The sequence below is a fragment of the Kocuria sp. WN036 genome (genome assembly GCF_002287015.1).
Lineage (GTDB): Bacteria > Actinomycetota > Actinomycetes > Actinomycetales > Micrococcaceae > Kocuria > Kocuria rosea.
Genome location: NZ_NSKF01000003.1, coordinates 272,176 through 286,516 on the forward strand (window position 1 = coordinate 272,176; position 14,341 = coordinate 286,516).

Sequence of the window (14,341 nt, forward strand, 5' to 3'; positions counted from 1 at the left end):
TCCGGTGCCTACCCTGGCCGTGAGGAGAGACGGCCGCAGGGTGCGGCAGCGGACGGGAGCGGCACCATGGGCACCAGCCGGGACCTGGTCGACGACGACGAGGGCGGGCACGGGCCCGCGACCGTCCTCGCCCTGATCCCCCGCTGAGCCGGTGGGTGCCGCCACGGGCGCGGGCGGGCGCGCCGCACCGGTCACCGCGGAACGGCTCCGGGAGGTCGCCGCGTCCGGCTTCGGCATCACGGAGTTCCGCGAGGGCCAGCTCGAGGCGATGGCGGCGGCGGCGGCCGGCCGGGACGTCCTGGCGGTGATGCCCACCGGCCACGGCAAGTCCGCGATCTACCAGGTCCCGGGCGCCGCCCTGCCCGGGACCGCCGTGGTGGTGTCCCCGCTGATCGCCCTCCAGCACGACCAGGTCGAGGCGATCAACGAGGACCTCGGGGCGGAGGTCGCCTTCGCGGTGAACTCCGCGGTGGGGGCGCGGCGCGAGCGCGCCGCCTGGGACGCCGTGGCGCGCGGGGACGCGAAGTTCCTCTTCCTCGCCCCCGAGCAGCTGGCCAGGGAGGAGATCACCGAGCGGCTCGCCGCGCACCCGCCGTCCCTGTTCGTGGTGGACGAGGCGCACTGCATCTCCTCGTGGGGCCACGACTTCCGCCCTGACTACCTGGTGCTGCAGGAGGCCGTCGAGCGGATGGGGCGCCCGGCCGTCGTGGCCCTGACTGCCACCGCCTCCCCGCACACCCGGGCAGAGATCGTCGACCGGCTGGGCCTGCGCGACCCCCTGGTCCTGGTGCACAGCTTCGACCGGCCCAACATCGAGCTGCGGGTGGTGCGCCACCACCAGGCCTCCGACAAGCGCCGGGCGGTGCTCGACGAGGTCGCCGGGCTCGCCGGCCCGGGGCTGGTCTACGTCGCCACCCGCCGGGAGACGGAGGACTACGCGGCGGAGCTGGTCCGGCGCGGCGTGCGTGCCGAGGCCTACCACGCGGGACGCCGGAGGTCCGAGCGGGACGAGGTGCACGCCCGGTTCCACGGCGACGAGCTGGACGTGGTGGTGGCCACCACCGCCTTCGGGATGGGCATCGACAAGCCGGACGTGCGCTTCGTGGTGCACGCGGACATCCCCGACTCCCTGGACAGCTACTACCAGGAGATCGGCCGGGCCGGCCGGGACGGGAGGCCTGCCCTCGCCGTGCTGCACTACCGCTCCGAGGACCTGGGGCTCCAGCAGTACTTCGCCGGCGCCGCCCCCGAGCGGGCGGACCTCGAGGAGGTCTTCCGCGCCGTCCTCGGGCACGGGCCGGTCCGGGCCCGCGAGCTGCGCGAGCACACCGGCCTGGGCCCCCGGGCCCAGGCCCGGGCCCTGCACCTGCTCGAGCACAGCGGCGGCGTGCTGGCCCGGCCCGAGGGCTACCGGGCCGTGGACGGGGTCGCGCCGGAGGACGCCGTCGCCGCCGCGCTCGCGGAGGCCGAGGCCCAGCACCGGATCGACCGCTCGCGGATCGACATGATGCGGGGCTACGCCGAGACGGACGGGTGCCGGCGGGACTGGCTGCTCCACTACTTCGGCGAGGAGACCGACGGCTGGTGCGGCAACTGCGACACCTGCTCGGAGACCGGCTCCGCCGCCGAGGCCGCGGAGCGGTCCGCCGCCACCCCGCACGGCTGGGAGATCCAGAGCCCGGTCACCCACCGCGAGTGGGGCCACGGGATCGTGATGGGCGCGGAGCCGGACCGGATCACCGTGCTGTTCGACGCGGTCGGGTACAAGGAGCTGTCCCTGCGCCTGATCGAGGAGCACGACGGGCTGCTGGTGCGCGGCTCCGGGGAACGGCCGGATGAGGGACCGTGAGCCCCGACGGGCGGCCGCCGGTCAGCGGACGACGTCGTAGACGGACTTGAGGACGCCGTTGGCGTAGGCCTCGTGCTCCACCAGCTCCAGGGTGCGGAACGTGTCGGTGCTGTCGTCGAAGAGACGGCGGCCCGCGCCGAGCAGCACGGGGAACACCAGCAGGTGGTACCGGTCCACGAGATCCGCGGCGGCGAGGCCCTTGGCCAGGGTGGCGCTGCCGTGCACGAGGATCGTGCCGTCGACCGTGGCCTTCAGCCGCGCGACCTCGTCGAGGGAGCGCAGCACGGAGGTGTTGTGCCAGCGCGGGTCCTCCAGGGTGGAGGAGACCACGTACTTGGGCATGGCGTTGTACTCGGCGAACTCCTCCATCGACGGCCAGACGGGGGCGAACTCGTCGTAGCTGACCCGGCCCATCAGCATCGCCGCCGCCTCCTTCTGCTCGCGGTCCTTGAGCTCGTAGGCCGCCTCGTCATAGGTCACGTGCCGGAAGCTCCAGCCCGCGTGCGGGTGCGGGCCGCCGCCGGGGGAGTCGACGACGCCGTCGAGGGTGATGAACTCGGTGACGATCAGCGTGCCCATGGGGATCTCCTGTCGGTGCGGTCGGCGTCCGGCGCTGCGGTTCCCACTCTCGCGCTCCCGCGCGGCCGGGGGAAGGGGGCGGCGGGGATGACGCGTCCGGCCGGGACGCGGGCCGGGCCGCCTCTTGCGCGACCGCCACCCCGGTGGGATCGTCGGCAGGGACAGCGGACGAGCGAGGGCCCGGGAGGCACCCGTGGCGGCGGAGCGGACGACGGAGCAGGTGCGGACCACGTGCTGCGTGGTGGGCGGCGGCCCGGCCGGGCTGATGGCCGGGGTGCTGCTCGCGCGGCAGGGCGTGGACGTGGTGGTGCTGGAGAAGCACGGGGACTTCCTGCGCGACTTCCGCGGCGACACCCTGCACCCCTCCACCCTCGAGCTGATGGCCGAGCTCGGCTGGCTCGAGGACGTCCTGGCGCTGCCGCACACCCGCGTGGAGCGCGCCACCGTCTCCCTCGGCGGCGAGACGGTGGTGGTCGGGCGGTTCGACCGCCTGCCCGTGCGCTGCCCGTTCATCGCGTTCCTGCCGCAGTGGGACTTCCTGGACCTGCTCGCCGAGAAGGGCGAGGCGATGCCCGGCTTCCGGCTGCTGCGCTCCACGGCCGCCGACGGCCTGCTCGTCGAGGACGGCCGGTGCACCGGCGTCACGGCGCACGACGACGACGGGACGCCGGTGCGGATCCGGGCCGAGCTGGTGCTGGCCGCCGACGGCCGCGACTCCGTGCTGCGGGCCGCGGCCGGCCTGGTGCCCAGGGCCTCGCCGTCCCGGATGGACGTGCTGTGGTTCCGCGTGCCCCGCCGCGAGGGGCAGGAGCAGCCGCTGTTCAACGCCGGGGACGGCGCGGTGGTGGCCCTGCCGCGCACCGGCTACTGGCAGGCCGCCATGATCGTGCGGGCCGGCGAGCACGACGCCCTGCGCGCCCAGGGACTGGACGCCTTCCGGGAACGGGTGCGCGCGCTCGCCCCCGGGCTGGGGGAGGGGGTCACCACGATCGAGGACTGGGACCAGGTGAAGCTGCTGCGTGTGCGCGTGGACCGGCTGCGCCGGTGGTGGCGGCCCGGGATCCTGTTCCTCGGCGACGCCGCGCACGCGATGTCCCCGGCCGGGGGCGTGGGCATCAACCTCGCGATCCAGGACGCGGTCGCGGCGGCGAACCTGCTCGGGCCGCGGCTGCTGCGCGGCGGGGTGCGGGCGCGGGATCTCGCGCGGGTGCAGCGCCGGCGGGCGTGGCCGGCGCGCGCCACCCAGCTGTTCCAGCTCGTGCTGGCCCGCCGGCTCGTGCCGGCCCGGACCGGGGCGCGGCCGCGGCCCCCGGTGCCGCTGGGCCTCGTCCGGGCGCTGCCGTTCCTGCCCCACCTCACCGGGCGGGCGATCGGCATCGGTCTGCGGCCCGAGCACGTGCGCCCGCTGCCCCGCGCCTGACGGGGGCCCTCCCGCCCGGCCGGCGCGGTGCGCTCAGGGGCGTGGGCTGAGCCGGTCCACCGCGGCCAGGAGGTGCTCCAGGATGGTGTGCCGCCGGGCGCTGCCGTCGGGCAGCAAGCCGATCGACGCGTTGTGGTAGAGCCCGTCGCCCATCTGCTGGACCGCGGTCGCCACCACCGGGTCGCCCACGTCCGCGAGGATCAGCTCGTACCATGCCACCTCGAGCCGCTTCAGGGCGGCCCGGGCGTTCTCGTCCCCGGCCTGGACCAGCCGGGAGGCCACGATCAGGGCCCGGTCCAGCCGGCTGTCCTCGAACAGGGACGTGACCAGGAAGTAGCGCGCGGCCCCGTCCGGCGCCGCCGCCATGGCCTCGAGGTCCAGCTGCATGAGCTCCTCGAGGCGCTGCAGCGTCGCGTCCACGAGGGCCTGGCGGTGCGGGAAGTGGTAGAGCAGACCCCCCTTGGACACTCCGGCGGCGGCGGCGACGGCGTCGAGGGTCGCGGCGCGCTCGCCGTCGTCGAGGACGATCTGCTCGAAGGCGGCCAGGAGCTTGTCCCGGGCCACGGGTGGGCGGGGCATGTGAGGAAGACCTCCCTGGGTCGGACGTGGTGCCCATTGTGTCAGCTCGCCCATAACTGTACCGTCTAGACGGTACAGTTACTGAGGCTGTCCGCTCCCGATCCGTTCCCCGGAGGTGAACCATGACCACTCTGCTGACGCCCCGCCCCACGGCCGGTGCGCGCGAATGGGCCGCGCTCGCGGTCCTGATGATGCCCGTCCTGCTCGTGTCGGTCGACAACACGGCCCTGAGCTTCGCGCTGCCCACCATCTCCCAGGCGCTGCACCCCACCGGGGCGCAGCTGCTGTGGATCGTGGACGTCTACCCCCTCGTGCTCGCCGGCCTGCTCATCCCCATGGGCTCCCTGGGGGACCGGATCGGCCGCCGGCGGCTGCTGCTGATCGGCGGCACGGGCTTCGCCGCCGTCTCCGCGGCGTCGGCCTTCGCGCCCACCGCCGAGCTGCTCGTGGCGGGGCGGGCCGCCATGGGGCTCTTCGGCGCGATGCTGATGCCTGCGACCCTGTCCCTGCTGCGCAACATCTTCCTGGACCCGGGGCAGCGCCGGATCGCGATCGCGGTGTGGGCCGGCGGCTTCAGCGGCGGCGCCGCACTGGGCCCCATCGTCGGGGGCTTCCTGCTCAACCACTTCTGGTGGGGCTCGGTGTTCCTGATGTCCGTGCCCGTGCTGCTGCCCCTGCTGGTGCTCGGCCCCCTGCTGGTGCCGGAGTCGCGCGACCCCCGGCCCGGGCCGGTGGACGTCCCGTCCGTGCTGCTCGCCATGCTCGCCATGACCCCCGTGGTCTACGGCATCAAGGCGGCGACGGCCTCCGGGGAGCTCTTCCAGGGTCTGCTCAGCGCGGCCTTCGGCGTGCTGGCCGGTGTGCTGTTCGTCCGGCGCCAGGCGGTCCTGGCGCACCCGATGCTCGACCTCGGCCTGTTCCGGCACCCGGGCTTCCGCGGCGGCGTCACCGTCAACGTGCTCGGCAACGTGGGGCTCTACGGGTTCCTGTTCATGCTGACCCAGTACCTGCAGCTCGTGGTCGGTCTGGACCCGATGACCGCGGGCCTGACCATGGTCCCGGGCCTCGTCCTCACGGTCCTCGCCGGCTTTGTGGCCGTGCGCGCCGTGCGGTGGCTGAGCCCCCGGACCGTGATCATGGCGGGGATCCTCCTGTCCTCGACCGGCTTCCTCGTGGTCACCCTCGCGGACCTCTCCGCGACCGCCGGCGCCGTGGTGGTCCTCGTGGCCTTCTGCCTGGTGGGCACCGGCATCGGACTCGCCGAGACGCTGTCCAACGACCTCGTCCTCACGGCGGCCCCGCCGCACAAGGCCGGCGCGGCCTCGGCGATCTCGGAGACCGGCTACGAGGTCGGTGCGGTGCTGGGCACGGCCGTGCTCGGCGGACTGCTGACCGCGTTCTACCAGCGCCACCTCGACCTGCCCGCGGCCCTGGACGCCGGCTCCTCGGCCGCGGCGCACGAGACCCTCGGCGGAGCCGTCGAGGTCGCGGAGGGCGCCGGGGCGCTCGGTCCCGCGGTGCAGGAGGCGGCGGTCGCCGCGTTCACGGCGGGCATGCACTGGACGGCCCTGGTCATGACGGCCGTGGTGGTCCTGGCGGCGTTCACGGTCGCCCGCATGCTGCGGCCGGCCGTGCGCTGACCCGCCCGCCCCCCGGGCCGTCACCTCACCGGGACCCGGCGCCACGGGCCCCGGGGGACGTAGGCTCGGCGGCAGGGGCCGGCCCGGCCCCCGGTGTGGAAGGAGTGGTCGCGATGACGCCGCAGGAACTGTTCGAGGACGCCGCCCGCCGCCCGTCCGAGGTGGCGGAGCACGTGCTCGAGGGCATCTCGGCGGAGGTGCTGCACACCATGCCGGGCGGGACCGCGAACTCCGTGGTCTGGCTGGTGTGGCACGCGTCCCGCCAGCAGGACGCACAGGTGGCCCAGCTCGCCGGCACGGAGGAGGTGTGGACCGCCGAGGGGTGGAGCGGGCGGTTCGGCCTCGACGTCCCCGACTCCTCCATGGGTTTCGGAGACGGGCCGGAGGACGTCGCACGGATCCGCGTGGCGTCCCCCGACCTGCTGCGCGGCTACCTCGACGCGGTGGTCGAGCGCACCGTGGCGTACGTGCACGGACTCACGGAGGCTCAGCTGGACGACGTGGTGGACCGGTCGTGGACCCCGCCCGTCACCCGTGGCGCCCGCCTGGTGAGCACGGTCGACGACGCCGCGCAGCACCTCGGCCAGGCCGCCTACGCCCGCGGTCTGCTCGAGGACGGGTGGTCGGGGCCCTGCTGACCGCCTGTCCCGAGGTGTTTGCGTTTGCATCAAGTCGTCGCATGACAAGGCGCTGATGTGGGGACGGGAGTTTCCTCGGTGGTCAGACTCCGTTCGCTTAAGCTGATCACGCTGGGTCCCAGCACCTCGAACTCCTGCACGATCTTCACGTCGCTCGTCGCGACATCCTGGGGGAAACACCGTCATGCCCCGCGACTCCTCTCGCCGTTCCGCCCGCCCCGGTCTGCGCCAGCGCGCGTCCTCGCCGGTGACCGCGCTCACCGCGTTCTCGGCGCTGGTGGCCGTCAGCGTGGCGGTCAGCTCCGGCATCAGCCCGGACACCGGGCAGGGCCGGGGCTCGGCCTTCGGCGCCCCGGCGGCCTCCGCGGAGCGGACGGAGCAGCGGGACAGCGGATGGAGCCTGCTCGCGGCTGGGCAGGAGCGGACCGCTCCGCCGGCCGGACCGCTGCGGGACGACCGCACGACCTCCCCCGTGCGGGACGGCGGCGCGGGCCAGGGCTCCTGGCGGGCCGGGACGGGCCGCGGTGACGGGGGGCGCGAGTCGGCCTCGACCGTGCGCCCGGGCCGGCAGGCGCCGAAGCTGTACCAGGGCGAGCTGCCCGTCAACACGATCATCGCGCCGGCCCGTCCCGGCGCCGTCCTGCCCGGCGGCCAGTTCGGCTGGCGGATCGCCCCGGACCGCGGCGGGCGCGAGTTCCACAACGGCACCGACGTCTCCGCCGCGGCGGGCCTGCCCGTCGTCGCCGCCCTCGACGGCGTGGTGACGGCCGTGTTCTGGGACGTCTGGGGCGGCAACCGGGTGGAGGTCACCCACGCGGACGGGATCAGGACCACCTACAACCACCTCGAGGACGTCCGGGTCCGGACCGGGGACCGGCTCGCCGCCTCCGAGCAGCTCGGCACGGTGGGGGCCACCGGCGTCCGGGTCACGGGCCCGCACCTGCACTTCGAGACCTGGGTGGACGGGCAGGCCGTCGACCCGCAGTCCTTCGACTGGGTCGACGGCATGCGCGTCATCCCCGCCTCCCGCAGCAAGTACTCCCTCGAGGTCCCCGTCCCGGACACGGTCGAGGACCCGGCCGCGCAGAAGGCGCAGGCCGCCAAGAAGGCCGAGGCGGCGAAGAAGGCCGATGCGATGAAGAAGGCGGCGGCCGCCAAGAAGACCGAGGCGGCGAAGAAGGCAGGGGCCGCGAAGAAGGCGGCGGCCGCGAAGAAGGCCGATGCGGTGAAGAAGGCGGAGGTCGCCAAGAAGGCCGAGGCCGCGAAGCGAGCAGAGGCCGAGGCCGCGAAACGAGCAGAGGCCGAGAAGGCCGGAAACGCCAAGCCGCCCGTGCAGCAGGCGGAGGCCGCCCCGGCTCCGGCTGTCCCACCCGTGCCGGCCACCCCGGCCACCCCTGCCATCCCGGCCGTGCCGGCTGCCCCATCCGTGCCGGCTGCTCCTCCGGTCGATCCTGACGTGCCCGATCCCGTTCCGGCCCCGCCAGTACTCGAGGAGCCAGACCTGCCTCCGGTGGCACCCGAGCCCGTGGTAAAGCCCGAGCCTCAGCCCGTGGTGAAGCCCGCGCCTCAGCCCGAGGCGGAGCCCGAGCTCGAACCGGGAGTCGCCCCGCGGATTCCGGACGCGGAGCGGGACACCGACAAGGACGGGATCCCGGACGTCGACGACGACAACCTGGACGGCGATCTCCTCGACGGCGTCCCCCTGCTGAACCACGGGGACCCGGATCTCGACGGGGACGGCTTCCGCAACGACGAGGACCCGGACCTGGACGGCGACGGCCTGCGCAACGAGGACGACCCGGACCGCGACGGCGACGGGATCCCGAACGCCCAGGACGCGGAGCCGGACAGCCCGGCGCCGAAGGCCGCGGCCGAGCCGGCCACCGGCCGGACCGGGGCCACCGACCCGGCCAGCCCCGCAGAGGGCGCCGGTGCCGCCGGGGCGGAGCCGGACGCCGCGCCCGGGCCGGCCGCCGGAGCGGACGGGACAGTCCGTCCCTGACGTCCCGCGCGGAGTTATGCAGGCGTGACGAGGTCATCTGCCGAGTCGGGAACGCGGACGACTAGAATTTGCCCCGGGCCGACGAATTATTTTCGCGCGGGAGCGGGAGCCATGAGCACCACCGACCACGGTGCGCCGGACCACGGGACGACCAGGGCGCTCCAGGAACTCCGGGGCCGTCTCGCCGGGGCGCTGGTGGAGCCGGGGGACGCCGACTACGACAGGGCCCGCCGCGTCTGGAACGGCCTGATCGACGCCCGTCCCCGGGCTCTCGTGCGGGCCGGGGACCTCGCCGACATCGATCTGGCGCTGGCCGCGGCCCAGCGCACGCGCCTGCCGCTGGCGGTGCGGGGCGGCGGGCACGGCGTGGCGGGCCACGGCACGGTCGAGGGCGGCCTGGTGCTGGACCTCGGGCGGCTGCGGGGCGTCGTCGTCGATCCCGCGAACCAGCTCGTGAGCGTGGAGCCCGGCACCAACTTCGCCGTTCTCGACCGTGCCACGGCCCGGCACGGCCTCGCCGTTCCCGGCGGCCTCACCGGCGCGGTGGGCGTGGCGGGGCTCACCCTGTGCGGGGGCATGGGGTGGCTGACCCGCAGCAACGGGCTGAGCCTCGACAACCTGGACTCCGCCGACGTCGTGACCGCCGCCGGCGACCACCTGCACGTCAGCGAGGAGGAGAACGCCGGGCTGTTCTGGGGGCTCCGCGGCGGCGGCGGCAATCTCGGGGTCGTCTCCTCCTTCACCTTCCGGGCCCGCCGGCTGCCGTCCGCCGTGCTCGCGGGGAACCTCCACTACCGCAGGCCGCGCTGGGAGGGCGCCCTGTCCGCCTTCGCCGCGTGGTCGCGCGGTCTGCCGGACGAGATGAACCCGGTCCTCACCTTCGCGATCCCGCCCCCGGCGGCCGGGATGGGCGAGGCGCCGGTGCTGACCGTGGGGTTCAGCTGGGTCTCGGAGGACCACGCAGCAGGCCTGGACGTCGTCGACGGACTGCGGGAGGACGCTCCGCCCGACGCCGAGGAGATGGGCCCGACGCCCTGGCTCGCGTGGCAGGGGGCGCGGGACGGGCTCTTCCCCCGGGGCTCGCACGGCCACTGGCGCAACCTTCCCTTCTCCCGGCTGGACGACGAGGTCGTCGACGTCCTCGTCGGGCTGGCCGCCGGGATCACCTGCCGGGGCGCCGGCATCGACGTCCACCACCTCGAGGGCGCCTTCGGCAGGGTGCCCGAGGAGGCCACCGCCTTCCCCAACCGGTCCGCGCGGTACTGGCTGACGGTGCACGGCGTCCGGCACGACCCGGCCGACGACGAGCACCTCGCGGCCTTCGTGCGGACCGTGCGGGACACGATGCAGCCGTTCGCCGAGCACGGCGAGTACGTCGGCCTCATGGGGCCCGACGCCGAGCTCGGGGGCGACCCGGCGGAGGCGGTCCGCCTGGCCTACGGGCGGGAGAAGCACCAGCGGCTGGCCGCCCTCAAGGACCGCTACGATCCCGGTAACCTCTTCCGGCACAACCTGAACGTGCCGCCCGGCCGGCCCTGAGCGGACACCGGGCAGGGCCCCCGCCACCGGCGCGCGGTCCGGGGCGCCGCACGCGGCCGCGTGAGCTCAGCCGGTCCCGAGCGCGAGGTACAGGTCGACCACGGCGGTGGCCACGTCCTGGCCGCAGGCCGCGGAGGGGTAGCCGGAGCCCAGCACCGCGATGTGGTGGGCGGTCCCGCCCGACACCGTGCGCCCCACGCTGTGGGTGTCCCACGCGCCGCCGGCGTCCGGCAGCCACCCGTTCTTGACGAGGGAGTCCGCCGCCCCGGACCCGTCCGCGCGGGCCGCGCCCACGCCCCAGGTCTGGGACGGATGGGTGGGCCGCATCTGCTCCCGCAGCCAGGCCAGGTCCTCCTCGGGCAGCCAGTCCGCCCCGCGGACGACCGTGCCCAGCACGGCCAGCTGGTCGGAGGCGGTGGTCAGGTTGTGGCCCCAGCCGCCCGAGGACCGGGTCGAGCTGACGCCCATGAGCTCGTAGGTCTCGTTGAGCTCGCCCTCCATGGCGGAGAGCGTGGGCCCGAGCGCGCCGTAGAGAGCGGTGGTGGACTCGTTGCCGCTCTCGTGGACGCTGTCGCGGATCAGGGCCCGCTGCTGCTCCGTGAGCCGGCCGTCCCGCTCGGCGGCCAGGCGCATGGTGGTGAGGGCCAGCGGGACCTTGGAGAGGCTGGCCTCCATGCCGGACACCTCGGGGCGGTGGGCGAAGACCGTGCGGCCGTCCGCGTCCTGCACCAGCAGCCCGATCTCGGCGCCCACCGCCGCGCTCAGCCCGTCCAGCGCGGTGGTCAGGGCACGCCGGTCGTCCTGCGCCGCGGCGGGCAGCGGGCCCGCGGCCGGACCGCAGGAGGCGGGGACGGTGACCGCCGCGGTCGTGGCGGCCGCACCGCCCGGGGCGGCCGGGAGCGCCGCCGCGGGGGCCGGGACGGTGAGTCCCAGGAGGAGCGCGGCGGCCCCCAGGGTGCGGACGGTCCTGCGGTGCTGCGGGTGCGATCGGCTCATGGTGCCCATGCTCTCGCACGGCGGCCGTCCTGCCGAGCCGGGCGGGTCCGCCTCACGCAATGAGACCCCGGTCCGTCCAGGACGTCGGCAGGTGCCCGCCGGAGGGGAGCAGCACGAGCTGGGCCGAGGGCAGCCGCTCGGTGAGGCAGCGCGCGTGGGCGGGGGGCACCACGTCGTCGTCCTCGGCGTGGACCACGACGATCTCGAGGTCCGCGAGCTTCCGGCCCACGGTGGAGGGCAGGGCGAAGCCCTGCTCCTCCACGTCCGGGTGCTCCGGGCACCAGCACGGGGCCGCCACGGTCACGACGCGCTGCAGCAGGGTGGGGATCCGGTGGCAGAGGAAGCGCAGGGCCTCGGACCCGCCGAGGGAGTGGCCCACGATCACCCAGGGCTCGTCCGGGATGGCGCGGACGGCCCGGCCGATCGCCTCCTGCCACTGGTCCGGGTCGGGGTCCTCCGGGCTCGGGAGGTCCGGGGCCACGAGGTCGGCATCGGGCCACTGCCGCCGCACGGCCTCGAGCACCGGGTTGTCGCCGGTGCGGGGCTGGGGCCCGGCACCGTGCAGGAAGAGGATGCGCTGGACCATGGGTCACCTCGGGGACGGGGGAGGTGACGGCGGACGCCGCCTCCACCAGCGTCCCCGCCGCCGCGGCGAGGTGTCAAGAGCGGCGGGAGGCTCCCGGGCCCGCTCCCACGACGTCGAGGCCGGGCCCCTCGAGCCGGTCCAGCGCCGCGGTGCGGCCGGTCAGCAGCAGCAGGAGCGCGTCGATGGCGCCTCGGACCTCGGGGCCGCTGCCGGCGCGCCAGTCGACGTCGGTTGCGGTCAGCGTCACCCCGCGCAGTCTCCGGCGCGCCCGGAACGGGAACGGCATGGACCACACCCGGTCGGCGGCCGTGCGCGCGGCCTCCGGGGGCATGGCGTGGTGCCGGCCCAGGGGCAGGACGATGTCCTGGGTGTGGACCAGGACGTCCAGCAGCGGCTCGCGGACGGTCGTGCCCGGCGGGTGGCGCCTCGAGCCGTCCAGGCGGCGGTAGTCGGCGAGGATCGACTCGACCGGCCGGCGACCGCGGGCCCGGGCGTCCAGGTACAGGGCGCGGTTGTAGTCCCCGCGGCCCCGCCACAGGGCCGGGACGAGATCGGCGAGACCGACCTGGGGCGAGGCGATGACGTGGGCCGCGACGTCCCGCACCGCCCATCCCGGGCCGCCCAGGCGGTGGCGGCCGGGGTGGTCGCCGAGGTGGAGGAGCAGTGGCGGCGCCGGCTCGGGGCGCGGCGCTATGCCGCGCTGCGCCGGGCGCTCGCCGAGCTGCACGAGGAGCCCGGCGACGTCCGCTCCCCGCCGGCCGACCACGGGGCGCCCGGCTGACCCGGCAGCGCCCGGCCGACCCCGCGGCGGCGTGGTCGGCCGGGGGCACGGGGGTCACGGGGGCGCGCCGTGGTCACCCGGTGGCGCGGCGCGGCCGTCAGGACACAATGGGACCATGACCGACGCCGCTCACCCCGCCCCGCCGGAGGACCCCCGCACCGGCCGCGCCTACTGGACCGTGGAGCCCGGCCGGGGAGAGCTGCGCACCGCGGAGCTGCCCGTCCCGGGCCCCGAGGACGTCCTGGTGCGGGCGCTGCGCTCCGGGGTCAGCCGCGGCACCGAGTCGCTCGTCCACCGCGGCCTCGTCCCGGCGCGCGTGCACGGGCGGATGCGCGCCCCGTACCAGGAGGGGGACTTCCCCGGCCCCGTGAAGTACGGCTACCTCTCCGTGGGCGTCGTGGAGCAGGGGCCGGAGGACCTGGTGGGCCGGCGGGTCTTCAGCCTCCACCCCCACCAGGACCGCTACGTGCTCCCGGCCTCCGCCGTGACCCCGGTGCCCGACGACGTCCCCTCCGGGCGCGCGGTGCTCGCGGGCTCGGTGGAGACGGCCGTCAACGCGCTGTGGGAGGCCGCGCCCCGCTTCGGGGACCGCGTGGCCGTGGTCGGCGCCGGGATGATCGGCGCGTGCACGGCCGCGCTGCTGGCCCGCTTCCCGCTGGCCCGGCTGCAGCTCGTGGACCCGCAGCCGTCCCGCGGGGGGCTCGCGGCCCGGCTCGGCGTGGAGCACGTGCTGCCGGAGGACGCCGCGGGGGAGTGCGACGTCGTCCTGCACGCCTCCTCCACCGCCGCCGGCCTGGCGCGGGGGCTCGAGCTGCTCGGCGACGAGGGGGAGCTGATCGAGCTGTCCTGGTACGGCGACGAGGACCCTGCCGTCCCGCTCGGCGCCGACTTCCACGCCCGCCGGCTCCAGCTGCGCGCCAGCCAGGTGGGCGTCGTCGCCCCCGCCCGCCGGGCCCGCCGCACGACCGCCGACCGGCTCGCCACCGCGCTGGACGCCCTCCGGGACCCCCGCTTCGACGCCCTGCTCTCCGGGAGCTCCTCGTTCGAGGAGCTGCCCGCCACGATGGCACGGCTCGCCGCAGGAGCCCCGGACGTCCTGTGCCACGTGGTGCACTACGACTGACCGCCCCCCACCGACCCGAGGAGCTCCGTGTTCACCCTGACCGTCCGAGACCACATGATGATCGCCCACAGCCTGCCGGACCCGTTCTTCGGCCCCGCCCAGAACCTGCACGGGGCCACCTACGTGGTGGAGACCACCTGGTCCCGGCCGGTCCTCGACGAGCACGGGGTGGTCATGGACATCGGCGTGGCCAACGACCTGCTCGCGGGCGTCCTCGACGGGCTGCGCTACCGCAACCTCGACGAGCACCCGGACTTCGCGGGGCGGCTGTCCACCACGGAGGTCCTGGCCCAGTACGTCGCCGAGCGGCTCGCGGCGGGGGCGGCGTTCGTCGAAGGGCTCGAGCGGCTGACCGTGACCCTCCGGGAGACCCCCGACGCCTGGGCCTCCTACACCCTCGAGCTGCCCGTGCTCAGCGAGCGCGGCGGGCCCGCCCCCGCCCGGTGAGCACCGCGCGCGCGGGCATCGACGTGGTGGTGCCCGACGACGGCGGGCGGCCCACCGGCGGCTCGCTCTACGACCGCCGGCTCGTGGCGGCGCTGGACGCCCTGGGGCGCCCGGCCCGGCTCGTGCCGGTGGCCGGGTGCTGGCCCGCGCCGGACGGCGCCG

The 14,341-nt window shown here is 75.6% G+C and carries 14 protein-coding genes; 9 read left to right on the forward strand and 5 right to left on the reverse strand.

Annotated elements, in window-relative coordinates; all coding sequences use genetic code 11:
* Nucleotides 1-151 precede the first annotated feature (151 nt).
* Entirely contained in the window at nucleotides 152-1,849 is a 1,698-nt protein-coding gene (locus CK505_RS04025; RefSeq protein ID WP_095650304.1) for an ATP-dependent DNA helicase RecQ, read from the forward strand.
* Nucleotides 1,850-1,870: 21 nt separating this feature from the next.
* On the opposite strand, the gene CK505_RS04030 is transcribed toward CK505_RS04025, so the two are convergent.
* Entirely contained in the window at nucleotides 1,871-2,428 is a 558-nt protein-coding gene (locus tag CK505_RS04030) for a dihydrofolate reductase family protein (protein WP_017834740.1), read from the reverse strand.
* Nucleotides 2,429-2,621: 193 nt separating this feature from the next.
* Between CK505_RS04030 and CK505_RS04035 the strand changes: the two genes are divergently transcribed.
* Nucleotides 2,622-3,848, forward strand: a complete 1,227-nt coding sequence (locus tag CK505_RS04035) for an FAD-dependent oxidoreductase (protein ID WP_095650305.1) — start codon at nucleotides 2,622-2,624, stop codon at nucleotides 3,846-3,848.
* Nucleotides 3,849-3,881: 33 nt separating this feature from the next.
* On the opposite strand, the gene CK505_RS04040 is transcribed toward CK505_RS04035, so the two are convergent.
* Nucleotides 3,882-4,427 (reverse strand): TetR family transcriptional regulator, encoded by a 546-nt coding sequence (locus CK505_RS04040; RefSeq protein WP_031283706.1) that lies wholly within the window; start codon nucleotides 4,425-4,427, stop codon nucleotides 3,882-3,884.
* Between the two features lie 122 nt (nucleotides 4,428-4,549).
* Between CK505_RS04040 and CK505_RS04045 the strand changes: the two genes are divergently transcribed.
* The 4 genes from CK505_RS04045 to CK505_RS04060 all read left to right on the forward strand — a co-directional run bounded on the left by CK505_RS04045 (nucleotide 4,550) and on the right by CK505_RS04060 (nucleotide 10,246).
* Nucleotides 4,550-6,067, forward strand: a complete 1,518-nt coding sequence (locus tag CK505_RS04045; RefSeq protein ID WP_095650306.1) for an MFS transporter — start codon at nucleotides 4,550-4,552, stop codon at nucleotides 6,065-6,067.
* 113 nt (nucleotides 6,068-6,180) lie between these two features.
* Complete coding sequence (locus CK505_RS04050) at nucleotides 6,181-6,705, forward strand: DinB family protein (protein WP_095650307.1); 525 nt, start codon at nucleotides 6,181-6,183, stop codon at nucleotides 6,703-6,705.
* 184 nt (nucleotides 6,706-6,889) lie between these two features.
* On the forward strand, nucleotides 6,890-8,707 hold the full coding sequence (locus CK505_RS04055) for a M23 family metallopeptidase (RefSeq protein WP_095650308.1): 1,818 nt from the start codon (nucleotides 6,890-6,892) through the stop codon (nucleotides 8,705-8,707).
* Between the two features lie 111 nt (nucleotides 8,708-8,818).
* Nucleotides 8,819-10,246: an FAD-binding oxidoreductase gene (locus tag CK505_RS04060; RefSeq protein WP_095650309.1), complete on the forward strand. Its 1,428-nt coding sequence runs from the start codon at nucleotides 8,819-8,821 to the stop codon at nucleotides 10,244-10,246.
* A 66-nt stretch (nucleotides 10,247-10,312) separates the two neighbouring features.
* On the opposite strand, the gene CK505_RS04065 is transcribed toward CK505_RS04060, so the two are convergent.
* From CK505_RS04065 to CK505_RS04075, 3 genes are all read right to left on the reverse strand, one after another.
* Complete coding sequence (locus CK505_RS04065) at nucleotides 10,313-11,242, reverse strand: serine hydrolase (protein WP_141246776.1); 930 nt, start codon at nucleotides 11,240-11,242, stop codon at nucleotides 10,313-10,315.
* Between the two features lie 52 nt (nucleotides 11,243-11,294).
* Entirely contained in the window at nucleotides 11,295-11,828 is a 534-nt protein-coding gene (locus CK505_RS04070) for an alpha/beta fold hydrolase (protein WP_017834750.1), read from the reverse strand.
* Between the two features lie 73 nt (nucleotides 11,829-11,901).
* Nucleotides 11,902-12,432 (reverse strand): maleylpyruvate isomerase family mycothiol-dependent enzyme, encoded by a 531-nt coding sequence (locus CK505_RS04075; RefSeq protein WP_255250884.1) that lies wholly within the window; start codon nucleotides 12,430-12,432, stop codon nucleotides 11,902-11,904.
* Here CK505_RS04075 and CK505_RS04080 point away from each other — a divergent pair.
* From CK505_RS04080 to CK505_RS04090, 3 genes are all read left to right on the forward strand, one after another.
* Complete coding sequence (locus CK505_RS04080) at nucleotides 12,412-12,609, forward strand: hypothetical protein (RefSeq protein ID WP_255219436.1); 198 nt, start codon at nucleotides 12,412-12,414, stop codon at nucleotides 12,607-12,609. The two genes, CK505_RS04075 and CK505_RS04080, sit on opposite strands and share 21 nt — an antisense overlap.
* Nucleotides 12,610-12,724: 115 nt before the next feature.
* Nucleotides 12,725-13,732: a zinc-binding alcohol dehydrogenase gene (locus CK505_RS04085; RefSeq protein ID WP_095650311.1), complete on the forward strand. Its 1,008-nt coding sequence runs from the start codon at nucleotides 12,725-12,727 to the stop codon at nucleotides 13,730-13,732.
* 27 nt (nucleotides 13,733-13,759) lie between these two features.
* Nucleotides 13,760-14,179, forward strand: a complete 420-nt coding sequence (locus CK505_RS04090) for a 6-carboxytetrahydropterin synthase (protein ID WP_017834754.1) — start codon at nucleotides 13,760-13,762, stop codon at nucleotides 14,177-14,179.
* The last annotated feature ends 162 nt before the right edge of the window (nucleotides 14,180-14,341 follow it).

What these genes read in the sequence shown, in the direction of transcription:
- CK505_RS04045 (WP_095650306.1), top strand. Translation starts at nt 4,550, where the DNA reads ATGACCACTCTGCTGACGCCCCGCCCCACGGCCGGTGCGCGCGAATGG.
- CK505_RS04040 (WP_031283706.1), bottom strand. Translation starts at nt 4,427, where the DNA reads ATGCCCCGCCCACCCGTGGCCCGGGACAAGCTCCTGGCCGCCTTCGAG.
- CK505_RS04055 (WP_095650308.1), top strand. Translation starts at nt 6,890, where the DNA reads ATGCCCCGCGACTCCTCTCGCCGTTCCGCCCGCCCCGGTCTGCGCCAG.
- CK505_RS04060 (WP_095650309.1), top strand. Translation starts at nt 8,819, where the DNA reads ATGAGCACCACCGACCACGGTGCGCCGGACCACGGGACGACCAGGGCG.
- CK505_RS04030 (WP_017834740.1), bottom strand. Translation starts at nt 2,428, where the DNA reads ATGGGCACGCTGATCGTCACCGAGTTCATCACCCTCGACGGCGTCGTC.
- CK505_RS04065 (WP_141246776.1), bottom strand. Translation starts at nt 11,242, where the DNA reads ATGAGCCGATCGCACCCGCAGCACCGCAGGACCGTCCGCACCCTGGGG.
- CK505_RS04050 (WP_095650307.1), top strand. Translation starts at nt 6,181, where the DNA reads ATGACGCCGCAGGAACTGTTCGAGGACGCCGCCCGCCGCCCGTCCGAG.
- CK505_RS04070 (WP_017834750.1), bottom strand. Translation starts at nt 11,828, where the DNA reads ATGGTCCAGCGCATCCTCTTCCTGCACGGTGCCGGGCCCCAGCCCCGC.
- CK505_RS04085 (WP_095650311.1), top strand. Translation starts at nt 12,725, where the DNA reads ATGACCGACGCCGCTCACCCCGCCCCGCCGGAGGACCCCCGCACCGGC.